The organism is Corallococcus macrosporus DSM 14697 (assembly GCF_002305895.1).
In the GTDB taxonomy this organism is placed as follows: Bacteria; Myxococcota; Myxococcia; order Myxococcales; family Myxococcaceae; genus Myxococcus; species Myxococcus macrosporus.
This window is the reverse complement of record NZ_CP022203.1, coordinates 5,502,481-5,527,474: the sequence shown is the minus strand read 5'-3', so window position 1 is coordinate 5,527,474 and position 24,994 is coordinate 5,502,481. Positions and strand designations below refer to the sequence as shown.

Genomic DNA, 24,994 nt, shown 5'->3' with positions numbered 1-24,994 from the left:
ACACCGTTCACGGAACGGTGTTCACGAAAAAACCGATGTTTGGAGAAGGGAGCGGCACATGGGGACGGTCGCGTTGTTCGGCGCCTCGGGCGTCATCGGGCACAGCGTGGCGCAGGCGCTGCGAGGGCAGGGGAGGCCGTACCGGGTGGTGGGGCGCTCCCGGGAAGGGCTCCAGCGGGAGTTCGGGGCGGACCCCCAGGCGGAGCTCGTCACCTGGAACCCGGATGACGAAGCCTCCATCCGGGCGGCGGCGCGGGGCGTCCAGACGCTCATCTACCTGGTCGGCGTGCCCTACTGGCAGTTCCGCCTCCACCCCATCCTGATGAAGCGCACGCTCGACGCCGCCATCGCCGAGGGCGTGGAGCGCATCGTGTTCATCGCCAGCGTGTACCCCTACGGCCGGCCGCGCACGGACGTCGTCAACGAGTCCCACCCCCGCATGCCGCACACCTTCAAGGGCCGCATGCGCAAGGAGCAGGAGGAACTGCTGCTCGCGGCGGACAAGGCGGGCGCCATCCAGGTCACCATCCTCCGCCTCCCGGACTTCTACGGCCCGGGCGTGGAGAACAGCTTCCTCCACCGCGCCTTCGTCGCCGCCTCACAGGGCAAGCGCGCGCAGCTCATCGGCCCCATCGACACGCCCCACGAGTTCGTCTACGTGCCCGACGTGGGCCCCGTCGTGACGTCGCTCATAGACCACCCCGGCGCCTACGGCCGCTTCTGGAACCTCGGCGGCGCGGGCGTCACCACCCAGAAGGCCCTGGTGGAAGACATCTACGCCCAGGCCGGCGTCCCCGCGAAGTACTCCGTGCTGGGGCCGGGGATGGTGCGCCTCATCGGCCTCTTCAACCCGTTCATGCGCGAGCTGCCGGAGATGCACTACCTGCACGCCACGCCCGTCATCATGGATGACTCGGCGCTGCGGGCGCTGCTCGGCGACCTCCGGAAGACGCCGTACCACGAGGGCATCCGCCAGACGCTCGCGGCCCTCAGTCCAGCCCCCGTTGCCACAGGTCATCCTCATCCAGTCCCATGAGGTGACCGACCTCGTGCATCACGGTGATGCCAATCTGCTCGATGAGCTCCTCGCGGGTGCGGGCGAAGCGCTCCAGGTTCTTCTGGTACAGCACGATGGCCGCGGGCACGTGGTCGAACGCGTTCGTCACGCTCCGCTCGCCCACCGCCAGGCCCCGGAACACCCCGAGGATGCTCGGTGACAGGGGCGGGTCCTCGCTCAGCAGGTCGTCGTCCGCCGGCAGGTCCTCCACCGCGATGGTGACGTTGTCCAGGTACTGCTTCGCGTGGCGGGGCAGGGACTGCACCGCGGCCTCCACCGCGCGGTCGAACTCGGCCTCGCCCAGCTCCACCGGCGGGAAGAACTCCGCCGGCACCAGCGCCTGGGCCTTGGCGAAGCGGCGCTGGGCCTCCTTCTCGTCGCCTCGCCGCTCCGCCAGCAGCCCCAGATACTGATGGGCCCACGCCTCGTCCGGGGCGTCCTTCAGCACCTTGTCGAAGGCGGCCTTCGCCTCGTCGAAGCGGCACAGCTCGAACAGGGCGATGCCCCGCTCCACCTGCGCGTCCACCGAGCGCGGCAGGTGCCCCAGCGCCGCGTCCAGGCTCGTCAGGGCCGCGCGGCAGTCTCCCACCTGGTTCAGGCCCATGCCCTCCAGGAGGAGGAACTCGAAGAGCAGCTCCACGTCGCCGGCCTTCTGCGCCAGGCGCTTGCCCTTCGCGCAGAAGCCCAGGCCTTCCTCCACGGCCTCCCGGTCCTCGCCCGCGCGGCAGATGAGGCAGTCCGCGGTGCCCAGGAGCACCTCCATGTCCTCGGGGCCCACCCTCAGCGCGGCGCCAAAGGCCCGGCCGGCTTCCTCCAGGCGCCCCAGCTCCACCAGGGCGGCGGCGCGCAGGTGCAGGGCCGCCAGCGCGTCCGGGGACTGGGCCAGGACGCGGTCGGCGGCGGTCAGGGCCGCCTCGAAGTCCCCCGTCTCGAAGGCCACCGCCGCGGCGTCCAGCGCCTCCATCCCGCCCACCCCCGCTCGCTTCGACGTCCGCGTCCCCATGGGGCCGCGACATATGAAGCCGCGCACTTCGTTGTCAACGCCGCGCACGGCTGTTACGTTCCCTCGCCCGTCCTGGTGCGGCGCTCGGTCCCGTGAACATCCTTGTCGTCGATGACGATCTCGAACTCTGCACGATGCTCTCTCGCTTCTTGGAGATGCATGGGTTCACGGTCTACTCGGCGTCGGACGCGCTCCAGGCGCTCGACGTGCTGGAGCGCAACCAGGTCAGCATGGTCATCACCGACTACGTGATGCCCCATATGGACGGCATCCAGTTCACGGAGCTGCTCAAGGCGGACCCCCGCTTCCAGAGCGTCCCGGTGCTGCTGATGACGGGCAGCGAGGACGGCTCCGTGACGGACCGCGGCCTGCGCAAGGGCGTGGCGCTGACGCTCCACAAGCCCCTGGACATGGGCCAGCTCCTCACCCTGGTCCGCTTCGCGCAATAGCCCACGGCGCCCCGCCCGCCAGGGTGCCCCGGGCCGTCCGCTCGCCTACACGGCCACCCTTCCTGGTTGACATCGTTTGCCCGGCCCTTATGTTGGCGCTCGCCATGGCCGAGTGCTAACGGCCCGTGTCGTACCAGTAAAATCCCCCAGTGAATTCAGGAGGTTGCGATGGCAGCGAAGGAGATTTTCTTCCATCAGTCCGCGCGTGAGGCCATCCTGCGCGGCGTCCGCATCCTGTCGGACGCGGTCGCGGTGACCCTCGGCCCCAAGGGCCGCAACGTGGTCATCGAGAAGAGCTTCGGCTCCCCCACGATCACCAAGGACGGCGTCACCGTCGCCAAGGAGATCGACCTCGAGAACAAGTTCGAGAACATGGGCGCGCAGATGGTGAAGGAGGTCGCGTCCAAGACCTCCGACAAGGCCGGCGACGGCACCACCACCGCCACGGTGCTGGCGCGCGCCATCTATGAGGAGGGCCTCAAGCTGGTGGCCGCCGGCCACAGCCCCATGGACCTCAAGCGCGGCATCGACAAGGCCGTCGAGGTCGTCGTGGGCGAGCTGCGGACCCTGTCCAAGCCCACCGCCGACAAGAAGGCCATCACCCAGGTGGGCACCATCTCCGCCAACGGGGATGAGACCATCGGCGTCATCATCGCGGACGCGATGGAGAAGGTGGGCAAGGAGGGCGTCATCACCGTCGAGGAGGCGAAGGGCCTCGAGACGACGCTCGACGTGGTCGAGGGCATGCAGTTCGACCGCGGCTACGTGTCCCCGTACTTCGTGACCAACCGCGAGCGGATGGAGGCCGTCCTGGACGACCCCTACATCCTCATCAGCGAGAAGAAGGTCTCGTCGATGCAGGACATGATTCCGCTGCTCGAGCAGGTGGCCCGCGCCGGCAAGCCGCTGCTCATCATCGCCGACGACATCGAGGGCGAGGCCCTGGCCACCCTGGTGGTCAACAAGATCCGCGGCGTGCTGAACGTGTGCGCGGTGAAGGCCCCCGGCTTTGGTGACCGCCGCAAGGAGATGCTGCAGGACATCGCCGTCCTCACCGGCGGCACGGTGGTCAGCGAGGACCTGGGCCACAAGTTCGAGACGCTGACGCTGACCGACCTGGGCCGCTCCAAGCGCGCCACGGTGGACAAGGACAACACCACCATCGTGGACGGCGTGGGCACGAAGGCGGCCATCGAGGGCCGCATCAAGCTCATCCGGACGCAGATTGAGTCCGTCACCAGCGACTACGACCGCGAGAAGCTCCAGGAGCGGCTGGCGAAGCTGGTGGGCGGCGTGGCCGTCATCAACGTCGGCGCGGCCACCGAGACGGAGATGAAGGAGAAGAAGGCCCGCGTCGAGGACGCGCTGCACGCGACCCGCGCGGCCGTCGAAGAGGGCATCGTCCCTGGCGGCGGCGTGGCCTACCTCCGCGCGCTGCCCGCGCTGGAGAAGCTGAAGCTGGGCGGCGAGCAGGACTTCGGCGTGGCCATCATCGTGCGCGCGCTCCAGGAGCCGCTGCGGAAGATCGCCAGCAACGCCGGCGTCGAGGGCGCCGTGGTCATCAACAAGGTCCGCGAGGGCACCGGCGCGTTCGGCTACAACGCCCGCACGGAGACCTACGAGGACCTGGAGAAGGCCGGCGTCATCGACCCGACGAAGGTGGAGCGCACCGCGCTGCAGAACGCCGCCTCCGTGGCGTCCCTGCTGCTGACCACCGAGGCCATGGTCGCCGAGCGCCCGAAGGGCAAGGCCAAGGCTGGCGCTGGCGCCGGCACGCCGGACTACGGCGGCGACGACATGGACTACTGAGCCGCTTCGGGCGGGCCGGGACGCTTGAGTCCCGGGCCGCCTGAGCCTCGGTAGCGGACGGCCCCGGATGCCTCATCGCGAGGCGCCGGGGCCGTTGTCGTTTCAGCGGTTCGTCGTGAGAGGGAGCGCTCAGGGCACGCGGCCCACGACGCCGCCGGTGCCGCTCTCCTGGGACGTGTAGAGCAGCGTGTCGCCGTCCACCACCAGCCCGCCGGGGCCCACGCCCTCCGGGCCCACACTCTCGACGGCGCCACCGGCCGAGCAGACGCTCACGCGGCGCAGGAAGTCCGCGCCGCCCGTGCTGACGTCCTTGAAGTAGAGCGTCCCGTGCAGCTCCACGGGGAAGGCGGGCCCCTGGAGGTCCGTGGCAACGACCTCCGCCGCGCCGCCTTCACGGGGCAGGCGCAGCACGCGGCCGTTGCCGCCGCCTCCCTCGGTGACGAGGAAGTGCGTGGGCGTCACCTCCAGCGAGGTGCCCGCGGTGATGCTGCCGTCGCGCAGCGTCGCCGGGGCGCTGCCATCCAAGGGCACGCTGTAGAGGCCGGGCGTCTCGCTCGCGGCGACCAGGAACCAGACGTCCTGGCCCACCACCCGCGCCCCTCGCACCTGGGTGTAGCCCGTGCCCGCGTAGAGCTCCTGGCGGTTGCCGCCCGAGGCCTCCACGCGCACCAGCCGGCGGTGCGCCGTCGCGATGACGAGCACGTCCCGGTCGCCCAGCCGCGCGGGCAGGACCTCCGTGCCGCCGATGGTGACGTTGTTCACCGTGGCGTCGAGCGGCCGCGCGTCCTTCTCGCCCGTGGCCTTGTCCACCCGCCACAGCCCGTCCAGGTCGAGCACGTAGAGGGCGTCCGGGGTGACGGCGAGGGCGTCCGGCGCCCGGAAGCCCGTGGCCACGGGCACCGCGTCACCGCCCGCACGTGGCAGTTGGAGGAGCCGACCGGGCCCCGGCTGCGGCTGCTGGGGATTCAGCGAGTGGGACTCCACGATGTAGAGGTCCGCGCCGTCCACCGCGAGCCGGCGGGGCGTGTTCAAGCCGGTGAGCAGCGGCGTCCCCAGGCCCGGAGCCAACGGCTCACAGCCCGCGTCACCGCTGCCCGCGTCCTCGCTGCCCGCGTCCTCGGTGCCCGTGCCCGCGTCCCGCCGGTCCTGCGTTGGAGGCTTGTCGGAGGAGCAAGCAACACCCAGCAGCAGGACGGACAGGAGCGCGAGTCTCATGGGGCCTCTCGTTTGAAGGCGCGGTTCAGCTCGCGGCTGAGCGCCGTGGCATCGGACATCAACTTGGGCAGGCACGCCGCGGCGCCCGCGCGCAGGGACTCCAGCGCCGTCTCCATCGTGAGGTGCTCGGCCAGCACGACGAAGGGCGCGCCCTGGGCCAGCGCCTTGCCCAGCTCCAGCGCCTTGCGGCCATAGGCGGGCGAGAAGTCCCAGCTCACCACCACGCCCGCGGGCGGCGCCAGCGCGGCCAGCTCCGTCGTCGTCAGGATGCGCGCCTCCAGCCCCACCAGGGTCAGGGCGTGGGTGATTTGCGCCGCCGCCGCCGGGTTGTCCTCCAGCACGTCCACCCGGCGCATCGCGGGGTCCGTCTCCAGCGGCGCGGGCGCGGGCCGCCGGGCCAGCGTGGAGCGCAGCAGGCCGCGCACCTCGCGGATGTCGTCGAAGGGCTTGAGCAGGTAGTCCACCACGCCCAGCTCCAGCGCCTGCTGCGTCGTCACCAGCGAGGGGTAGCCCGTCATCAGGATGACGCGCGAGCCCGTGTGCAGCCGCCGCGCCTGCTGCGCCAGCTCCAGGCCGGACATCCCGGGCAGGTTCTTGTCGGTGACGATGAGGTCCACCGGGGCCTGGTGCAGCAGGTCCAGGGCCTCCTCGGCGCTGGCCGCCTCGATGACCTCGCACTCCTTGCCCATCAGGTCCCGGAAGACCATGCGGATGATGATTTCGTCATCCACCACCAGCAGCCGCTGCTTCTGCGCGGGCGGCGCGTCCGTGGCGGGGAAGAGCACCCGGAACACGGTGGCGGGGGGCGGGACGTCGCGGAGGACGCTCGGCGGGGCCAGCTCGAGCCGCGCGTGGTGCTCACGGGCGATGCGCTGACACACCGACAGGCCCAGGCCGGTGCCGCGCTTGTTGGCGGTGACGTAGGGCTCGAAGATGCGCGCGCGCAGCTCCTCGGGGATGCCGGGGCCCCAGTCCGCCACGTAGAGGGCAGGGGAGGCGCCCTCGGTGGTGAGCACCACCTTCACCCGGCCGCGCCCCGACATGGCGTCTCGCGCGTTGTTGAGCAGGTTCAGGGTGAGCTGCTCGATGAGCCGCGCGTTGCCCTGGATGGTGATGTCCTCCGGGGCCTCCACCTCCAGGGAGATGCGCGAGGAGTCCGGGTTGATGCTGAAGTGCTTCGCCGCCGCCCAGATGGGGGCGGCCAGGGAGAGGCGCTGCTGCGAGGCCGGCCGCTCGCTCGACAGGCGGATGAAGTCGGAGACGATCTGCTCCATCCGCTCCACCTGCGACAGCAGCAGGCGCAGCGGCCCGGGGGCGGCGCCATCCTCCGCCAGGAGCTGGGCATACGCCTTCACGCCGAGCAGCGGCTGCCGCAGCTCGTGCAGCACCTCCGCCGCGAGCTGTGACGCGTGTGCCCCCGCACGTTGCAGTGCCGCCGCCGCTGTTCGCGCGGCCGTCAGGTCCCCTGCCTCCACGGCCTGGAGCAGTTGGGCGAGCGGCGCGGGTGTTTCCATGTGGCGAGCATGGCGGAGGCAACCGCTTGTACGCAACGCACCTGGAGGGAATCCGTTGACCCGGACCTTCCCGGCGCGGATGCTGGCCGCGTTCGCCTCACGCCGTCCGGGAAAACCGGATATCGCGTCACCGGCCTCGGGAGGGCCTCCATGCCGCAGACCAACCCGTTCCACTCGTTGGTTCCCCGCAAGATGACGGACACGGAGTTGGCCCGCTCCATCCGGCTCAACATCGAGGCGGAGCTGGACGCCATCAACCTCTACGCCGCCCACATCGACGCGACGGACAACGAGGACGCCAAGGCCATCCTCCAGCACGTCATGGACGAGGAGCGCGAGCACGCGGCCCTCTTCTGGGAGCTCATCGCCCGGTTGGACCCGGAGCAGGCCGCGCACGCGAAGGAGGCCGTGGAGAAGTACCGGCTCATCACCTCGGGCGCCTCGCACGAGGCCGTGGAGGCGGTGGGCAAGGAGGGCGCGGAGCCGTCTCCGGCGGACGTCACCCCGGAGAAGCGACTGACGGTGGGCAGCCTGCGGCGCTAGGCCGCGTCACGTCGCGGGGTGGGCCTGCCGGCGCTCGGCCGGTGGGGCCTCCAGGTCATTGGCCGCCATGTAGACGACGTTCCGCGAGCCCCGCTTGCCGCGGTACATGGCCCGGTCGGCCAGGTCCAGCAGCGTGGCCTTGTCCTGGGCGTGCTCGGGGAAGCTGGCCACGCCGATGCACGTGGTGAGCTTGAGCGACAGGCCCTCGCGCGCCAGGAAGTTGTGCGTCTCCATGGTGCGCCGGATGCGCTCGGCCACCTTGAGCGCGCCGCCGGAGTCGGTGTTGCGCAGCACCACCACGTATTCGTCTCCGCCGTAGCGGGCGACGACGTCGTGGTCTCTCACGCAGCCCTTCACCACGCGCGCGGCCTCCACCAGCACCTTGGAGCCCACCAGGTGGCCGTGCGTGTCGTTGATGGACTTGAAGTGGTCCAGGTCCAGGAAGAGCAGGCTGAAGGTGCGCTGGGACTGGAGCGCGTCCTGGACCTCGCGGTCCACCACCAGGTGCAGGTAGCGGGTGTTGAACAGGCGGGTGAGGTCGTCGACGTACGCCAGGTCCTCCACCGCGGCGAAGCGGCCCAGGTTGCGCAGCGCCAGCGCCCAGTTGCGCACCAGGAAGCTGGCCGTCTCGCCGGCCCACTCCGCGCCCGTGCCGCCGAAGAAGAGCACCGCGTGTCCCAGCACGGCGTCCCCCTCCAGCGCGGGGAAGGACACCGCGCGAGGGAAGGGCGCGTCCAGGCCCTCCAGCTCCCGCGTCCCGCGCTCGTTGGCGAGCCGTCCGATGAGCTCGGCGATGAGCGGCTCCTCCAGCGCGGTGGGCAGGCCGCTGGTGCCGTGGCGGCGCAGGGCGAAGGCGGAGTCGCGCTCCAGCAGCACCACGGCGCTGGCGGAGGCCATGCTCTGCAGCGCGCTGGCGGTGGCCGCGGCCAGCTTCTCGCGGTCCAGGGTGGTGGCGATGCGCTGCCCCGCCTCCAGCATGGCCACGTGGCGGCGCAGCGACGCGTTCTCCTGCATCAGGTCGCGCGTGGTGAGGGCGCGGCGCACCGCGTGTTGCAGGGCCTCCGGGGCCACCGGCTTGACGAGGTACTCCGCCGCGCCGCTCTTGATGGCGCGCACCGCGGGGTCCACCTTCTCCAGGCCGGTGATGACCACCACCTCCACGCCCGGGTGATGCTCCCGCACGTGCCGCAGGACCTCCATGCCGTCGCCGCCGGGGAGGATGAGGTCCGTCACCACCGCGTCGAAGCGGTCGCCCGCGAGCGCTTCCCTGGCTTCCTGGAGCGTGCCCACCGCGGTGACGGCGTGCCCAACGGCGGTGAGGTAGTCGCCGTAGAGGGTGCGGGCGATCTTTTCATCGTCGACGAGGAGGATGCGGGCCATCTCCCATCGGCTTAGCATCAACGGACGGAAGGCTGCTAGGGTCGCCCCCCGTGTCCCCCTTCGAAAGCGGCCGTCGGCTCTGTCTTCTCGTAGAGGCCGGGGAAACCCGTTACGCCGTGGAAGCGACGTCTGTCATGGAAGTAGCGATGCCGGGCGCCAACGGGAGCAGCTTGCGGGGTGTGCTGGAGGTGAAGGACCTCTGCGCGCTCCTGGGGGGACCTCCGGAGGAGGGGCCGGGCATGGTGGTGGTGCTCGACGTGAGCCCCACGCTGGCGGTGCGCGTGCGCTCCGTGGTGGAGGTGGCGGACGTGGCCCGCGCGCCCTTCTTCCTGCTGCCACCGGGGCTGGCGGATTCGTTGGCCCCGTTGAGCCGGGGCGCGGTGCTGCACAAGTCGCGGCTGTACCTGGAGCTCATCGCGGAGGCGCTGCCACACCGGGTGGGTTCCATGGCGGCGGCCGTTTCCGCCCGGCCCGTGCATTGGGCGGAGGCCGCGCCGGAGCGGGCGCTCGTGTTCGAGTCCCAGGGCGGGCTCTTCGGCGTTCCGCTGGGCCTGGTGTCCCAGGTCATCAGCCGGGGCGAGGCCTTCAGCGTCCTGCCGGTGCAGAGCGGACCGGTGGCCGGGATCTTCCCCCATGACCAGGTGCTGTGGCCCGTCTGCTCGGTGCCCGCGCTCCTGGGGGCGGAGCCCCTGCCGGAGCCCTTCATCGTCCTGACGGAGCTGGCCGGCCGGAACGTGGGGCTGACGGCCACGCGGGTGCTCGGCGTCCTGCAACGTTTCGAGCCGGACGACACCGCGGGGAGCTTCCGTGCTCCCGGGTTGAGCGAGCCCGTGGCGTTCCTGGACCTGCAGCGCATGTTTTCTTGATCGTCGCGGAGCGCAACTCGTAAGCTGCCCCGCTTATCAGACTGCCGCGAGTCAGCCCTCGCTGCGGGAATCACCAACGAATTCAGGGGAGTGGATGCTCCCCGAGGCCCGAACCGATGCCCAAGAATCTGCTGGTCGCCGATGACTCGCTCACCATCCGCAAGGTGATCGGGATGATCTTCGCGACCGAGGACTTTCAGGTGACCGCGGTGGACAACGGGCTGGACGCCATCTCCCGTTCCCGCGAGCTGCGTCCGGACGTCGTGCTCGCGGACGTCATGATGCCGGGCAAGAGCGGCTACGAGGTCTGCGAGGCGCTGAAGAGCGACCCGGCCACCCAGGGCATCCCGGTGGTGCTGCTGGCGGGCACCTTCGAGGCCTTCGATGAGAACCGCGCCCGCGCCGCCCGCGCGGATGACCACGTCACCAAGCCCTTCGAGAGCCAGGTGCTGCTCGACAAGGTGAAGGCGCTGGTCGGCCAGAAGTCCAACACGATGCCCGCGTCGGCCGCCACGCAGGTGCGCCCCGCCGCGCCGCAGCCGGCGCCCGCCGCGCCCGCGCCCGCGCCCGTCGCTGGCGCCGTGCCGCCGGGCGCCCGTCCCGCGCCGCCGCCGGGCGCCCGTCCGGGGGTTCCGCCGGGGCCGGGCGTGCCGCGTCCGCCGGGCGCGGGCATGCCGCCGCCGGGTGCGCGTCCGCCGGGCGCGCCGCCTCCGGGCATGGCGCGTCCGCCGGGGCCCGGCATGCCGCCTCCGGGCGCCCCGGGCGCGCCGCGTCCGCCGGGGCCTGGGGTGCCGCCTCCGGGCATGGCGCGTCCGCCGGGGCCTGGGATGCCGCCGGGTGCGCGTCCGCCGGGGCCTGGGATGCCGCCGGGGGCGCGTCCGGGTGTGCCGCCTCCGCCGGGGGGCCTGGGGCGGGGCTGCCGCCGCGTCCGGGCATGCCGCCGGGGCCGGGCGCCATGGCGCGTCCGGGCGTGCCGCCTCCGCCGGGGGGCCCGCGCCGGGTGGGTTCCGTCCGCCCGCGGGCGTGCCGCAGCCTCCTCCGGGGGCCGCGCCGCAGCCCGCCGCGCGGGGCAGGGATCCGTTCGGCCTGGGGGCGCCCGCTCCCGCCGCCGCGGCCCAGCCGGCCATCAGCATCGAGGACTCGCTGCCCGACCAGGGTGACGCGGAGGAGATCTCCCTGGACATCGCCACGCCCACGCCCGCGCCTGTCGCGGCCCGGCCGGCGACCGCCCCGGCGCCTGCCGCGGATGGGGGCGAGGCCCTGCTGCGCGAGGCGCTTTCCAAGGCCTCCCGCGAGGTCATCGAGAAGATTGCGTGGGAGGTGGTACCGCAGCTCGCGGAGACCATCATCCGTGAGGAGCTCGAGCGGCTCATCAAGGACCGAGAGACCCAGCACTGAGGCGCCTGGCACCGTAACCTCCTGACCTCCCGCCGGCCCCGGTCTCCGGGGCCGGCCGTTTTCAATGACCGATACCACCGAACTTTCGAAGGCCTACGAGCCCACCGAGGTTGAAGCCCGGCAGTATGCGTTCTGGCTGGAGCGCGACTACTTCCGTGCCGAGGCTCCCTCGGACAAGCCGCCGTTCTCCATCGTCCTGCCGCCGCCCAACGTCACGGGCAGCCTGCACATCGGCCATGCGCTGACGGCGACCATCCAGGACATCCTCACCCGCTGGAAGCGGATGAGCGGCTTCAACGCCCTGTGGCTCCCGGGGACGGACCACGCCGGCATCGCCACGCAGATGGTGGTGGAGCGGGAGCTGAAGAAGTCGGAGGGCAAGAGCCGCCACGACCTGGGCCGCGAGGCGTTCCTGGAGCGCGTCTGGGAGTGGAAGGGCAAGTTCGGCGCCCGCATCGGCGAGCAGCACCGCTACCTGGGCGCGTCCCTGGACTGGAGCCGCGAGCGCTTCACCATGGACGAGCAGTCCTCCGCCGCGGTGCGCGAGGTCTTCGTCCGGCTGTACGAAGAGGGCCTGATGTACCGGGCCCAGAAGCTCATCAACTGGTGCCCCTCGTGCCACACGGCGCTCAGCGACCTGGAGGTGGAGCACGAGGAGAAGAACGGCTCCATCTGGCACATCCGGTACCCGGTGAAGGACTCCGACCGCACGCTCACCGTGGCCACCACGCGCCCGGAGACGCTGCTGGGCGACACGGCCGTCGCCGTGCACCCGGAGGACGAGCGCTACCAGGACCTGATTGGCAAGCACGTCGTGCTGCCGCTCAGCGGCCGTGAGATTCCCATCATCGCGGACGCGGAGTTGGTGGATCCGAAGTTCGGCACCGGCGTGGTGAAGGTCACGCCCGCGCACGACTTCAACGACTACCAGACGGGCCTGCGTCACAAGCTGCCGATGCTGTCCATCCTGGACGAGTCGGCGCGGATGACGAAGGAGACGGGCAAGTACGCCGGCCTGGACCGCTTCGTGGCGCGCAAGCAGGTGCTGGCCGATCTCCAGGAGCAGGGGCTGCTGGAGAAGGAGGAGCCGCACAAGCTGTCCGTCGGCATGTGTCAGCGCAGCGCCACGGTGGTGGAGCCGCGCCTGTCGCCGCAGTGGTTCGTGAAGATCGAGCCGCTGGCGAAGCCGGCCATCGAGGCGGTGGAGCAGGGCCGCACGAAGTTCGTCCCCGAGTCGTGGACGAACACGTACTTCCACTGGATGCGCAACATCCACGACTGGTGCGTCAGCCGCCAGCTCTGGTGGGGGCACCAGATCCCCGCGTACTACTGCACCGCGTGCAGCCCGCGTCTGGGTGACGACACCGACCTGCCGCTGGAGGCCGCGACGGTGAAGGTGGGCGGCGTGGACTTCGCGCGCGCGGAGCCCATCGTCGCGCGGGAGCAGCCCACGTCCTGTCCGAAGTGCGGCGGGTCCTCGTTCATCCAGGACTCGGACGTGCTGGACACGTGGTTCTCGTCCGCGCTGTGGCCCTTCTCCACGCTGGGCTGGCCGCGCAACACGCCGGAGCTGCAGACCTTCTACCCGACGTCCGTCATGGAGACGGGCCACGACATCATCTTCTTCTGGGTCGCCCGGATGATGATGATGGGCCTGCACTTCATGGGGGATGTGCCCTTCCGCACCGTGTACCTGCACGCGATGGTGCGCGACGAGAAGGGCGAGAAGATGTCCAAGGTGAAGGGGAACGTCATCGACCCCCTGGACGTCATCCTCGGCGCCACCTCGGACAAGCTCGCGCCGACGCTGAAGAACAAGTTCCCGCAGGGCATGCCGGCGTTCGGCGCGGACGCGCTGCGCTTCACGCTCGCGTCGCTCACCCAGCAGGGCCGGGACATCAAGCTGTCCATGGACCGGCTCGGTGGCTACAAGGCGTTCTGCAACAAGCTGTGGAACGCCAGCCGCTTCGCCCTGATGAACATGGGCGAGTTCACGCTGGATGAGCGCCCGCTGAAGGCGCGGACGCTGACGCTGGCGGACCGCTGGATTCTCTCCCGGCTCCAGCGCGCCACCACCGAGGCTCGCGCCTCGCTGGAGGTGTACGGCTTCGCCGAGGCGGCCTCCACGCTGTACCAGTTCCTGTGGGCGGAGTTCTGCGACTGGTACATCGAGCTGGCCAAGGGCTCGCTGTACGGCACGGATGCGGAGGCGAAGGACTCCACGCGCGCGGTGCTGGTGTACGCGCTGGACCGCATCCTGCGCCTGCTCCACCCGTTCATGCCGTTCATCACCGAGGAGATCTGGCAGAAGCTGCCGATGTCCCGTCCGGTGGACAGCATCATGATCGCCGCGTACCCGGAGCCCGACGCGGACCTGGTGGACGAGGCCGCCGAGGCGGAGATGGCGCCGGTCATCGCCTCCATCGAGGGCCTGCGCACCATCCGCGGCGAGAGCAACCTGCCGCCCGCCACCAAGGTGAAGGCGGTGGTGCAGAGCCCGGACGCCCGCACCCGCGAGCTGCTGGAGCGCTGGCGCGCGTACCTGATGCCGCTGGCCGGCCTCTCCGACGTGGAGATCTCCGCGCCCGGCACCAAGCCGCCGCAGGCCGCGGCCTTCGTCGGCACGAACCTGGAAATCTACGTGCCGCTGGCGGGGCTCATCGACCTCGACGCGGAGCGTGAGCGCCTGCGCAAGGAGATCGCGCGCACCGAGCAGGAGGCCGCCGGTGTGCTGCGCAAGCTGGAGAACCCCAACTTCGTGGCCAAGGCGCCCCCGGACGTGGTCGAGAAGGACCGCGCCCGCGTGGAGGAGTTGAAGGAGCGCAAGGCCAAGCTTCAGGACCATCTGCAGCGCATTGCCCCGGAGCCCGCCATGCCCGCAGCGCCGCCGTCCGAGCCCCCCCCCCGACCGAGGCCGAGACCGAAGCCGAGGTCGAGACCGAGCCTGCCACGCCGCCCGAAGGCGCCGCTCCATTAGAGGCGGCGGCTCCGGCCGAGGCGGACACCGAGTCGGAGTATGAGACGCTCGCCGAGTCCACCGAGGAGGAGGAGGACTCCGCGGCCCCGGCCGAGGTGAAGGCCGCTCCGGACGCGGAAGTGCAGGGCAATGTCGACCTGGCGGAGGAGCTGAAGGACGAGCTGGAGGCCGCGGGGGGAGTGCCCGAGGCCGCCGATCCGCAGGTGCAGGACGCCCTGGAGAAGCTGCGCGCGGGGACGAAGGAAGGCCTGTCTCCGGCCGACCATCACGACCTCGGCGTGGCGTACATGAGCATGGGGCTCGTCGACGACGCGATGCGGGAGTTCAACACGGCGCGCGCCGGTGGTGACGCCCGCGAGGTGCCGGCCGAGGTCGAGGAGACCGCCGAGTCGGAGACCGCTGAGTCGGAGGCCGCCGAGTCGGAGGTCGCTGAGACGGAGGCCGCTGAGTCGGAGGCCGCTGAGTCCGAGGCCGCTGAGACGGCCCAGACGGTGGCGTCCACCGCGAAGGCCGTGGTGAAGGCCGCGCTGGCCGCGGTGAGGAAGGCCTCGTCCATCGCGAAGGACACGGTGACGGACGCCGCCTCGGACGTGGAGCCCGCCGCTCCGGTGAAGGCGCGTCCCGCGAAGAAGGCCGCCGCCAGGAAGGCGCCTGCCGCTGAGACGGAGGCTCCCACTCGGAAGGCCCCCGCGAAGACGGCTGCCACCAAGCAGGCCGCCGTGACGAAGGCTTCGGCCAAGGGCGCCGCCAAGAAGGCCGCCGTGACGAAGGCCCCGGCCAAGGGCGCGGCGAAGAAGGCTTCGGCCCAGAAGGGCGCCGCGAAGAAGGCCGCCGTGACGAAGGCTCCAGCCAAGGGCGCGGCGAAGAAGGCTTCGGCCCAGAAGGGCGCGGCGAAGAAGGCCGCCGCCAAGAAGGCTCCCGCCAAGGTCGCGGCGAAGAAGGGGACCGCGAAGGCGGCTCCAGCCAAGGGCGCCGCCAAGAAGGCTCCATCCAAGAAGGCTCCATCCAAGGGCGCCGCCAAGAAGGCCGCCGTGACGAAGGCTCCGGCCAGGGGCGCGGCGAAGAAGGCCGCCGCCAAGAAGGCTCCCGCCAAGGTCGCGGCGAAGAAGGGGGCCGCGAAGAAGGGCGCTGCCGCCACCCGGAAGCCGGTGAAGAATGCGGCGGGCCGGAAGGCCCCGCGAAGAAGGCTCCGGCGAAGAAGGCCACCGGGGCGAAATCCAAAGCGCGGGCAAAGTCCCGGCGGTAGCAGGAGGAGACGTGCAGCAGCAGGATTACCTCGACCGGCTCATCGCGCTCGCTCTCGATGAGGACCTGGGGGCGGCGGGTGACGTCACCTCGCAGGCCCTCATCCCTCCTGACTACGAGGGCAGCGCGGAGCTGGTCGCCAAGGAGCAGTTGGTGCTCGCGGGCCTGGAGGCCTTCGTCCGCGTCTTCAAGACGGTCGACCCGAACGTCGAGGTGGAGCTGCTGCGCCGCGACGGCCAGGAGATCAAACCGAAGATGGTCGCCGCGCGGTGTCACGGCCGGATGCGCTCGCTGCTCGCGGCGGAGCGCACCGCGCTGAACATCGTGCAGCGGGCGGCGGGCATCGCGACGCTGGCCCAGCAGGCCGTCACGTCGGTGCGCGGCTCCAAGCTGCGCGTCCTGGACACGCGGAAGACGCCCCCTGGCATGCGCACGGTGGCCAAGGAGGCCGTCCGCATGGGCGGCGCGTCCAACCACCGCTTCGGCCTCTTCGACGGCGTCCTCATCAAGGACAACCACATCGCCGCCGTGGGGGGCTCCATCGCGGAGGCGCTGCGCCGGGCCAAGCTCAACGGGCCGCGGCTGTGCAAGGTGGAGATCGAGGTCACCAACCTCAAGCAGCTCGCGGAGGCCATCGAGCACGGCGCGGACGTCGTGATGCTGGACAACATGGACGACGCGCAGATTCGCGAGGCCGTGAAGCTGGCGGCGGGCCGCGTCCCGCTCGAGGTGTCCGGCGGCGTCACCCTGGACCGGCTGCCCCGGCTGGCGAAGCTGGGCATCGACTTCGTCTCCATGGGCGCGCTGACCCACTCCGCGCGGGCCATGGACCTGTCGCTGGAGATCACCGCCGCCGCGAAGCGGCCCGCGCGCGCCCGGCAGGCGAAGCAGCCGAAGCCGGCGTAGCACGCGGCGGCGGAGGCGCTCCTGGCTCCAGCGCCTCCGCGGGAAGGGCGTCCCGGTACTTCACCAGGACGCCGCGGAGCCTTCCCTTCACGGCCTGGCTGCAGCGGCGGACCGCGCCGTCACGCCGCGCGTCCGCGCGCTCACCTGCCCGTGAGGGCCTCCGCGCGGGGCTTGCCCTCCGCCGACGCCGGCATGCCCAGCTCCATCAGCGCGGCCAGGGTGGGGGCGAAGTCCACCGGGTCCACCTCCTCCAGGTAGACGCCCGGCTTCACGCCCTTGCCCGCGAACAGCATGGGCACCTGCGCGTCATACGCGTGGGGCGTCCCGTGGCTGGTGCCCACCGGGGTGCTCAGCAGCAGGTGGAAGGGCTTCACCATGAAGAGCACGTCACCGCTGCGGCCCGGGAAGTAGCCCTTGCGCATCCGCGCCAGGTAGCCGGCGGTGTCCGGCGCGGTGAGCAGGTCATCGCTGGCCACGGCCGTCACCACCGACGGGTGCTTCATCAGCCACGCCGCCGCGGCGCGCCGCACCGCCGCGTCCACCGCGCCGCCCTGGTGCGTTTTGCCGCCCAGGTACACGTCCAAGACTTCGAGCGTGGCCGTCACGTCGCCGCCGAACTGCTGGCGCAGCGCCTGCGTCAGCCCGTTCGCCAGCTCCACGGGATTCACCCGCTTCGCGGCCAGTCCCGTGGCCGCCCACTGCTCCGGAGCCGCCGCGCCGCCGTGGTCCGCGGACAGCGCGATGACCAGGTTGCCCCGGCCGCCCGCCGCGCGCTCGGCCGCGGCGATGAGGCCGCTCATCGCCTTGTCCAGGCGCAGCAGCGTGTCCTGCATCTCCCAGGAGTAGGGCCCGTATTCGTGGAACACCAGGTCCGTGCCGCTGAAGCTCACGGCCAGCAGGTCCGGCACGTCGTCCTTGCCCAGGCCCTCACCGGCGATGGCCGCCTTCGCCGCCTCCACCAGCAGGTCATGCGAGTCCGGAGAGACGGCGAACGCCTGATAGAAGGTCGGCCCCGGCGACGGCAGCCCGCCGTCCAGCGGATGGGGGAAGGTGCGCCCCAGGCCGTAGACGTCCGATTCGGCGGGGCCCTCATCCTCGCCTACGTACTCCGAGGCGGGGCGCATCAGCTCCCACTTCTTGCCGAAGGACGCCTCCGGCAGCTTCCGCGCGTTGAGCGCCTTCATCCACTCCGGGAACGCCTTCGTGTACCAGGTGCCGGTGACGAACTTCCCCACGCCCTTGTCGAACCACCACGCCTGACCCGCCCGCCCCGCCAGGGGGATGGCGGCGTGGGATTTGATGGACACCGCCACCGCCTTGCCGCGCTCCTGCGTGGCCACGCGCAGCCGGTCCGCCAGCGTCTCCACCTGGATGTGCGCGGGGCCGGAGTCCTGGCCCGGCGTCAGCGGCGCCTCCAGCACCGGGTGGGCCGCGTCCGCGAAGGCCAGCACCCGCTTCATCGTGGAGCGCTCCACCCACCGGTTGTCCACGATGCCGTGCCTCCAGGGGTTGGCGCCCGTGGACAGGGTGGTGTGGCCGGGCGCGGTCCGGCATTCGGCCTGGCCGTAGCGCGCATAGGGAAAGAACGCGCCCTGGTTGAGGAGCTGGCCCAGGCCGCCCTTCAGCCGGGCGCGGTTGCGCAGCAGCACGTCACTGCCGAGCGCGTCCACGCTGATGACGAGCGTGAGCCGGGGAGGTCGGGCAAGCGCGGGCAGGGCGGTCAGCGCGGCGGCGAGGAGAAGTGCGCGAATCATTGGGAGGAGAACCATCCCCGCGGGGATGGTGAGAAGCAACCAACAACGCGTGTCACTGCTTGGACGCCGTACACCGCGCTGTTAGGGTCGGCGCCTTCATGGTCGAGGCCCGTCTTCGCGTCATCTACGGCGACACCGATCAGATGGGTGTCGTCTACTACGCGAATTACTTCCGCTATTTCGAGTTCGCGCGCAGTGAGTACTTCCGCGCACGGGGTGGCAGCTACGCCGAGCTGGAGCGCTCGGGTGCCCTGCTACCGGTGGCCGAGGCGAGCTGTCAGTACAAGGCATCCGCGCGCTACGACGACCTGTTGGTCATCCAAACCACCGTGAGTGAGTTGCGCCGCGCGTCCATCGTGTTCACCTACGCGCTGTTCCGCGACGGTGCGCCACGCACGCTGCTCTGCACCGGCAGGACGCGTCACGCCTGCGTGGGGCGGGACGGCAGGCCCACGCGGCTGCCGGACGCCCTCATCCGGCTGCTCGAATCCCCCGAGCCTTCCCCAGGCTCTCCCACTTCCACCTGAGCCCTTCCGGCATACCCAAGGAGCACACACATGGATCGCAACCTGGCAATGGAGGTCGTGCGCGTCACCGAGATGGCGGCCATCGCCTCCGCTCGACTGATGGGCCGCGGCAACAAGGACGAGTCGGACCAGGCCGCCGTGGACGCCATGCGCCGCGCCTTCGACGCGCTGCAGATTGATGGCACCGTCGTCATCGGCGAGGGCGAGCGCGACGAGGCGCCCATGCTCTACATCGGTGAGAAGGTGGGCAAGCGCGGCGACGGCGCGCCCGAGGTGGACATCGCCCTGGACCCGCTGGAGGGCACCAACCTGTGCGCCTACGGCCGCCCGGGCTCCATCGCCGTGGTGGCCATGGCGGGGAAGGGCGGGCTGCTCAACGCCCCCGACACGTACATGGAGAAGCTGGCCGTGGGCCCGCGCGCCCGGGGCGCCATCGACCTGCGCAAGACGCCCACGGAGAACCTCCGCGCCATCGCGGAGAAGATGAAGGTCTACGTGGAGGACCTCACCGTGGTGGTGCTGGACCGCGAGCGCCACACCGACCTCATCAAGGAGATTCGCGCGGCGGGCGCGCGCATCCGGCTCATCGAGGACGGCGACGTGGCCGGCGCCATCGCCACCTGCTTCGACAACACCGGCGTGGAGGTGCTGATGGGCATTGGCGGCGCGCCCGAGGGCGTCATCGCGGCGGCGGCCATCCGCGCCACCGGCGGTGACATGCAGGGCCGGCTCGTTCCTCGCAACCAGGGCGAAATCGAGCGCTGCAAGACGATGGGCATCAGCGACATCTCGAAGATCTACACCGCCGAGGAGCTGGCCAGGGGCGAGGTGATGTTCGCCGCCTCCGGCGTCACCACCGGCGACTTCCTCAAGGGCGTGCGCTTCTTCGGCGGCGGCTGCGAGACGCACTCCGTCGTCATGCGCAGCAAGACGGGCACCGTCCGCTTCATCCAGTCGGTGCACAAGTTCGACAAGAAGCCGGGGTACGCTTTCTAGGCCGCTGCTCCCACCCCGACTCACGCCCCCTAGGAGACACCCATGCCTGGCGCCTCGCGAACCATCGTCGTCAACGCCCCCATCGAGAAGGTCTTCGACGTCATCACCCAGTACGAGAAGTACCCGGAGTTCCTTCCGGAGGTGAAGGGCATCCGGACCGAGAACCGCCAGGGCAACACGGTGGACGTCCACTACAAGGTGGATGTGGTGAAGACCATCAGCTACTCCATCCACGTCACCGAGGAGCGGCCCACCCGCATGTCCTGGTCCTACATCAAGGGCGAGTTCATGAAGGACAACAAGGGGAGCTGGGTGCTGGAGCCCGAGGGCGAGGGCAGGACGAAGGCCACCTACACCGTGGAGATGGCCCTGGGCGCGCTGGTGCCCAAGAGCGTCGTCAGCGCCCTGGTGGAGACCTCGCTGCCGAAGATGCTGGACGCCTTCAAGCGCCGCTTCGAGGCGCCCTGAGCGGCGAGGGCTCCGGGCGGCTCGCGGGCGACCCCACCATCGCCCGCCGGCCGCCGGGAGTCCCGGGGGACCCGGTTGCCACCGCGCGTCGCAGCAGGCGGGCGGACGAGGCCACTTCGAAGGGACTTGCGACGCCGGATACGGGGAGTATGCCCATGGGACGGTCCGCTTGCGGGCTGCATCGAGGGCATTAAAATGAACACCGTCCCGACGGGATTTTTGGCCTCCACGACATTCCTGCCCTGGGTGCCCTGGCCCGGGTGTCGGGTGGCAGACGAGCAACCGTGCGAGATGGCTGCAACGTACCCAGCGAAGAACCGGGGTTCTTAATTTGCATCTGATAAGGGTGGAAATGGTATTGGGGCGGGATGGGCGTACATCGGGGTACGTAGGCTGAGGGAGACGGAAGACCCATGCTCGACGCCTTCATCATCGAGGAAATCAAGCGCCGTGAGCGCCGCCGTGAGGAGCACGACAGGCCGGTGGTGGAGCTGCCGCTCCCCGTGCCGGATGAGCGCCCGCGCCGTCGCACGGAGACGGAAGACGACAAGCCCCAGCGGGGCGTGGTGGTCATCGACCTGCTGGCCTGACCGCCGGCGAGCGGCCTGACGGCCGCACCCGTGTGTCCCCAAGCCCGCGGCGGCAGTCCTCCCAAGGACAGCCCCGCGGGCTTCGCGCATCCAGGGCCCGCGCGTTCAGCCCTGGGTCAGGGCCAGCAGGTGCCGGGGGTGGTAGACCTCCCACAGCGGCCCCTTCACGGTGGCCAGGGCCTCCAGGACCTGCTTGCGCCACTCCTCGGGCAGGGCCTGTTCGCCGTGGAAGGCGCCCACGAGCGCCCCGGTGATGGCGGCGTGGGCCTCCGTGTCGCCGCCCCGGTGGACGACGTCCAGGAGCGCGGCCTCGGCGCTGGGGGCGTGGAGGAGCTCCCAGAAGGCCAGCCGGAAGGCGACGCGCACCGCGTGCGCGGGGCGGTGGAGGTGCAGCTCCGGCCCGTACAGCATCGGGTCCTCCTGCTGGGCCAGGGCCAGGTCCTCGCGCAGGAGCGCCGCGGCGAAGGAGACCTCCTGCACGTAGTCGCTGGCGGAGCGCCCGAGCGCCGCGCCGGCCAACAGCAGGCCCGACTCCGCGGCGGTGATGAGGTCCGTGGCCTTGAGGCCCGCGCCATGGGTGACGGCGTGGCCAATGGCCGCGTTGAAGGCCGCGCAGGCGAGCTGGCAGCGCGGGTCGAAGTGGGTGAGGGCGGAGTCCTCCAGGGAGGCCAGGACGAGCGCGTGGACGTCGCCCGCCAGGTACACGCCCAGCGGGGCGGTGCGCGCCAGGCTCCCCGACGTCGCGGGCTTCCGGTGCGCGCGCAGCCACACGCGCCGGCCCGCGCCCAGGGGCGGGAAGCCCGACGTCTGGCAGTCCTCGAACACTTCCTTCATGGGCTCGCTGACGTCGAAGGCGTGGGGCTGCCAGGCCCGGTAACGACGCAGCGCGTCCGCGGCGTCATGGCGACGGAGGGCCCGGAGGCTGTGGCCCAGGCAGGCCGCGAGCTGGACGACCTCCGTGACCTGGCCGCGGCGCAGCTCATGCGGACCGCCCCCCATCAGCTTCATGTAGGGCCCCTCCGCCTGCTTTGGAAACGCGACCGCCATGAAGGGCCGGTGCGCGGTGGGCACGGCCAGGGCGTTGCCCACGGCCATGCCCAGCAGCGCGCCTCGGCGCCGTTGAGCAAGCAGTGGATCAGGCCCCTTCATGGCGGGGCGGCGTTGGGGCGGGGGCATTCGACGGGTGGACACTGTAGCAGCGCGGGCCGCGAGCACGCTTGCCCGGCCCGGGGGGCTCTTCTAGAAACGGCCGCCTATGACCGAGATTTCTCAGATTCTGGCGCGCGAAGTGCTCGACTCCCGTGGCAACCCCACCGTGGAGGCGGAGGTCCAGCTTGTCGGAGGTTCTCGCGGCCGGGCGGCGGTGCCGTCCGGTGCGTCCACCGGCGAGCACGAGGCCATCGAGCTGCGGGACGGCGACAAGCAGCGCTACCTGGGCAAGGGCGTGCAGAAGGCCGTGAAGAACGTGGTGGACGCGCTCGCGCCGGCGCTGATTGGCATGGACGCGGCGGACCAGTTCGCCGTGGACCAGCGGATGCTGGAGCTGGACGGCACGGCCACCAAGGGCAAGCTGGGCGCCAACGCCATCCTCGCGGTGTCCATGGCGGCGGCGCGCGCCGCGGCGGACGCGCACGGGCTGCCGCTGTACCGGTACGTGGGCGGCGCGCAGGCGCGCACCCTGCCGGTGCCGCTGATGAACATCCTCAACGGCGGCGCGCACGCGGACACCCGCGTGGACGTGCAGGAGTTCATGGTGGTGCCCGCCGGCGCGTCCTCCTTCGCGGAGGGCCTGCGCTGGGGCGCCGAGGTGTTCCACGCGCTGAAGAAGATTCTCAAGGGCCGCAAGCTGGCCACGGGCGTGGGCGACGAGGGCGGCTACGCCCCGGACCTGCCGGCCAACGAAGAGGCGCTCAAGCTCATCATGGAGGCCATTGACCAGGCGGGCTTCAAGGCCGGGGAGCAGCTCTTCCTGGCCCTGGACGTGGCGGCCAGCGAGTTCTTCGACAAGGGCAGCAAGAAGTACAAGCTGAAGGGCGAGGGCAAGGAGTACGACTCCACCGGCCTGCTCGAGTACTACCGCGGCCTCGCGGAGCGCTACCCCATCATCTCCATCGAAGACGGCATGGCGGAGGATGACTGGGAGGGCTGGAAGAAGCTCACCGACGCGCTGGGCTCGCGCATGCAACTGGTGGGCGACGACCTCTTCGTCACCAACGTGGAGCGCCTGGGCCGCGGCATCGAGTCCGGCACGGCCAACTCCATCCTGGTGAAGGTGAACCAGATTGGCACCCTGACGGAGACCTTCGACGCCGTGCGCATGGCGCACCGCGCCGGGTACACGTCCGTCATGAGCCACCGCTCCGGCGAGACGGAGGACACCACCATCGCCGACCTGGCCGTGGCGCTGGACTGCGGGCAGATCAAGACGGGCTCCGCGTCCCGCTCCGACCGCGTGGCCAAGTACAACCAACTGCTGCGCATCGAAGGCGAGCTGGGGGCCGCGGCCCGCTACGCTGGCAAGTCGGTGTTCCGCGCCCTGAACCAGAAGAAGTGAGCCCGTGAGCGACAAGCCCAAGCGCATCCTCGTCTCCAACGACGACGGTTACTTCTCCGAGGGGCTCCAGGCGCTGGTCGAGGCCGTGAGCCCCCTGGGGGAGGTGTGGGTGGTGGCCCCCGACCGGGAGCAGAGCGCCGCCTCGCACGCCATCTCCCTCCACCGGCCGCTGCGCATCAAGGAGGTGCGGGAGCGGTGGTTCGCCGTCGACGGGACCCCCGCGGACTGCGCTTATCTGGCGATCAACCACCTCCTGAAGGATGATCGCCCGGTCCTCATGGTTTCCGGCATCAACCACGGCGCGAACCTGGCCGAAGACATCATGTACTCCGGCACGGTGGCCGCCGCGATGGAGGGCGCGCTCCTGGGCGTGCCGGCCATCGCCTTCAGCCTGGTGGCCCGGCGGAGCTTCGACTTCGCGCCGGGGGCCCGGTTCGCCCGCTCGCTGGTGGCCAGCGCCCTGTCGCGGCCCCTGCCGCCGCGGATGCTCCTCAACGTGAACATCCCCGGGGGCGTGGAGCCGGAGGGCTTCGTCGTCACCCGCCAGGGCCGTCACTCGTACGGCTACGAGGTGGTGGAGAACGAGGACCCGCGCGGCCGGAAGTACTACTGGATTGGCGGCAGCGACTACCAGCACGAGGACATCCCGGGCAGCGACTGCAACGCCGTGTTCCGGGACAAGCGCATCTCCGTCACGCCGCTGCACTTCGAGCTGACGGACCACGGCCGGCTCCCGGACCTCTCCGGGTGGCGGGTCGATGGCTTCAACCGGCATGAACCGGACGGTGCCTAGCGTTGGCGCCGTGCGTGTCCAGCCGCGCGCGTGGGGCGCTCCGGGTGTTCCTCCTGGCCGTGTTGCTGAGCGGCTGCGCGGGCACCCGGGCCTCCTCCGTGGCCGGGCCGGACCTGGGGCTGGACGCCGCTTCACCCGAGGCCGAGGCGGCGGGAGTCTCCGACGCGGACGCGCGCACCACGCCGCTGCCCTTCAACCTGCGGGGCGTGCACGCCGAGCCGGAGCTGGTGTCCGTGCGCCACCGCGTGGCGCCGGGCGAGACGATGTACCGCATCTCCCGCACCTACGGCCTCACGGTGGAGGAGCTGGGCTCGGCCAACGGCATCACGGCGCCGTGGACCCTGGCGGTGGGGCAGGAGCTCGTCATCCCCGGCGTCGAGCGCGGCGTGCCCGTGCGAGCCCTGGCGGAGGCGGACCCGGAGCCGGTCCGGACCTCCGTGTCCACCGCGTCCCGGCGAGGCGCGGGGCGCCGCGAGGAGCCGCCGTCGCGGAGCCGGCCCCGGTCGCGTCCGGCGAGCGCCACGGGCCCTCGCCGCGTGGCCACCCAGGGGCAGTTGGACTGGCCCCTCAGGGGCGTCCTCTATGGCCGCTTCGGCAAGAAGGGGAAGGAGCCACACGACGGCATCGACCTGGCCGCGCCTTCCGGAACGCCCGTGAAGACGGCGCAGGCGGGCACGGTGCTCTACGCGGGCGAGCAGCGGGGCTACGGCAACATCGTCATCGTCGAGCACACCAACAAGCTCATCACCCTGTACGCGCACAACCGCGACCTGCGCGTGAAGACGGGGCAGAAGGTGCGCCGCGCGCAGGTGATTGCCACCGTGGGCGAGTCCGGCCGGACGTCCGGGCCCCACCTGCACTTCGAGGTGCGCCTGGATGGAAGGCCGGTGGACCCGCTCGACTACCTGGGCCCCATGCCCTCCTCGTGAGCGGGGCAGGGTGGGCTCGGC

Annotated in this window: 19 protein-coding genes and 2 pseudogenes; 15 read left to right on the top strand and 6 right to left on the bottom strand. The window is 71.1% G+C overall.

All coding sequences use genetic code 11. The features are described 5' to 3' along the window. Positions 1-58: 58 nt before the first annotated feature. Positions 59-1,036: an NAD-dependent epimerase/dehydratase family protein gene (locus MYMAC_RS22150; RefSeq protein WP_095959531.1), complete on the top strand. Its 978-nt coding sequence runs from the start codon at positions 59-61 to the stop codon at positions 1,034-1,036. Here the strand turns inward: MYMAC_RS22150 and MYMAC_RS22145 are convergent. Continuing rightward, the gene (locus MYMAC_RS22145; RefSeq protein WP_204816887.1) at positions 990-2,060 is read right to left on the bottom strand and encodes a metallopeptidase family protein; all 1,071 of its coding nucleotides are present in this window, start codon (positions 2,058-2,060) and stop codon (positions 990-992) included. The two genes, MYMAC_RS22150 and MYMAC_RS22145, sit on opposite strands and share 47 nt — an antisense overlap. 92 nt (positions 2,061-2,152) lie before the next feature. On the opposite strand from MYMAC_RS22145, the gene MYMAC_RS22140 reads away from it, so the two are divergent. Both MYMAC_RS22140 and groL read left to right on the top strand, forming a co-directional pair. Then, positions 2,153-2,509 carry a response regulator gene (locus tag MYMAC_RS22140; RefSeq protein ID WP_043711631.1) on the top strand — a complete coding sequence of 119 codons (357 nt, stop codon included), beginning with the start codon at positions 2,153-2,155 and terminating at the stop codon, positions 2,507-2,509. A gap of 168 nt (positions 2,510-2,677) precedes the next feature. Then, the gene (gene groL, locus MYMAC_RS22135; RefSeq protein ID WP_095959528.1) at positions 2,678-4,318 is read left to right on the top strand and encodes a chaperonin GroEL; all 1,641 of its coding nucleotides are present in this window, start codon (positions 2,678-2,680) and stop codon (positions 4,316-4,318) included. Between the two features lie 129 nt (positions 4,319-4,447). Here groL and sinM read toward each other — a convergent pair whose 3' ends face one another. Next, entirely contained in the window at positions 4,448-5,533 is a 1,086-nt protein-coding gene (gene sinM / locus MYMAC_RS22130; RefSeq protein WP_095959527.1) for a signal integration modulator SinM, read from the bottom strand. Next, positions 5,530-7,047, bottom strand: a complete 1,518-nt coding sequence (gene sinK, locus MYMAC_RS22125; RefSeq protein ID WP_157757533.1) for a hybrid histidine protein kinase/response regulator SinK — start codon at positions 7,045-7,047, stop codon at positions 5,530-5,532. Before sinK ends, sinM begins: the two co-directional genes overlap by 4 nt. A gap of 150 nt (positions 7,048-7,197) precedes the next feature. Between sinK and encC the strand changes: the two genes are divergently transcribed. Next, the gene (gene encC / locus MYMAC_RS22120; RefSeq protein WP_013941067.1) at positions 7,198-7,590 is read left to right on the top strand and encodes an encapsulin nanocompartment cargo protein EncC; all 393 of its coding nucleotides are present in this window, start codon (positions 7,198-7,200) and stop codon (positions 7,588-7,590) included. A gap of 6 nt (positions 7,591-7,596) precedes the next feature. Here encC and MYMAC_RS22115 read toward each other — a convergent pair whose 3' ends face one another. After that, positions 7,597-8,970: a GGDEF domain-containing response regulator gene (locus tag MYMAC_RS22115; RefSeq protein ID WP_095959525.1), complete on the bottom strand. Its 1,374-nt coding sequence runs from the start codon at positions 8,968-8,970 to the stop codon at positions 7,597-7,599. Between the two features lie 50 nt (positions 8,971-9,020). Here MYMAC_RS22115 and MYMAC_RS22110 point away from each other — a divergent pair, with 50 nt between their 5' ends. From MYMAC_RS22110 to nadC, 4 genes and pseudogenes are all read left to right on the top strand, one after another. After that, complete coding sequence (locus MYMAC_RS22110) at positions 9,021-9,836, top strand: chemotaxis protein CheW (protein WP_043711626.1); 816 nt, start codon at positions 9,021-9,023, stop codon at positions 9,834-9,836. A gap of 116 nt (positions 9,837-9,952) precedes the next feature. Continuing rightward, positions 9,953-11,234, top strand: a pseudogene (locus MYMAC_RS22105) (response regulator). Positions 11,235-11,298: 64 nt separating this feature from the next. After that, positions 11,299-15,457, top strand: a pseudogene (locus MYMAC_RS22100) (valine--tRNA ligase). 11 nt (positions 15,458-15,468) lie between these two features. Further along, positions 15,469-16,362, top strand: a complete 894-nt coding sequence (gene nadC, locus MYMAC_RS22085) for a carboxylating nicotinate-nucleotide diphosphorylase (RefSeq protein ID WP_095959523.1) — start codon at positions 15,469-15,471, stop codon at positions 16,360-16,362. 140 nt (positions 16,363-16,502) lie between these two features. Here the strand turns inward: nadC and MYMAC_RS22080 are convergent, their stop codons facing one another. Next, positions 16,503-18,116, bottom strand: a complete 1,614-nt coding sequence (locus MYMAC_RS22080; protein WP_204816885.1) for an alkaline phosphatase family protein — start codon at positions 18,114-18,116, stop codon at positions 16,503-16,505. 98 nt (positions 18,117-18,214) lie between these two features. On the opposite strand from MYMAC_RS22080, the gene MYMAC_RS22075 reads away from it, so the two are divergent. The 4 genes from MYMAC_RS22075 to MYMAC_RS37260 all read left to right on the top strand — a co-directional run bounded on the left by MYMAC_RS22075 (position 18,215) and on the right by MYMAC_RS37260 (position 20,697). Beyond that, on the top strand, positions 18,215-18,643 hold the full coding sequence (locus tag MYMAC_RS22075; protein ID WP_095959521.1) for an acyl-CoA thioesterase: 429 nt from the start codon (positions 18,215-18,217) through the stop codon (positions 18,641-18,643). 30 nt (positions 18,644-18,673) lie between these two features. After that, the gene (glpX, locus tag MYMAC_RS22070; RefSeq protein ID WP_013941058.1) at positions 18,674-19,639 is read left to right on the top strand and encodes a class II fructose-bisphosphatase; all 966 of its coding nucleotides are present in this window, start codon (positions 18,674-18,676) and stop codon (positions 19,637-19,639) included. Between the two features lie 42 nt (positions 19,640-19,681). After that, a complete protein-coding gene (locus MYMAC_RS22065) occupies positions 19,682-20,107 on the top strand; it encodes a type II toxin-antitoxin system RatA family toxin (protein ID WP_013941057.1) in 426 nt (141 codons plus the stop codon). 413 nt (positions 20,108-20,520) lie between these two features. Further along, positions 20,521-20,697: a hypothetical protein gene (locus tag MYMAC_RS37260; protein WP_013941056.1), complete on the top strand. Its 177-nt coding sequence runs from the start codon at positions 20,521-20,523 to the stop codon at positions 20,695-20,697. Positions 20,698-20,802: 105 nt separating this feature from the next. Here MYMAC_RS37260 and MYMAC_RS22060 read toward each other — a convergent pair whose 3' ends face one another. Beyond that, entirely contained in the window at positions 20,803-21,846 is a 1,044-nt protein-coding gene (locus MYMAC_RS22060; RefSeq protein WP_095959520.1) for an ADP-ribosylglycohydrolase family protein, read from the bottom strand. Positions 21,847-21,952: 106 nt separating this feature from the next. Between MYMAC_RS22060 and eno the strand changes: the two genes are divergently transcribed. The 3 genes from eno to MYMAC_RS22045 are packed head-to-tail and all read left to right on the top strand — an operon-like array spanning position 21,953 to position 24,973. Further along, entirely contained in the window at positions 21,953-23,251 is a 1,299-nt protein-coding gene (gene eno, locus MYMAC_RS22055) for a phosphopyruvate hydratase (protein ID WP_095959519.1), read from the top strand. A gap of 4 nt (positions 23,252-23,255) precedes the next feature. Beyond that, a complete protein-coding gene (gene surE, locus MYMAC_RS22050; protein WP_013941053.1) occupies positions 23,256-24,044 on the top strand; it encodes a 5'/3'-nucleotidase SurE in 789 nt (262 codons plus the stop codon). Positions 24,045-24,046: 2 nt separating this feature from the next. Then, on the top strand, positions 24,047-24,973 hold the full coding sequence (locus tag MYMAC_RS22045) for a LysM peptidoglycan-binding domain-containing M23 family metallopeptidase (protein ID WP_095959518.1): 927 nt from the start codon (positions 24,047-24,049) through the stop codon (positions 24,971-24,973). The last annotated feature ends 21 nt before the right edge of the window (positions 24,974-24,994 follow it).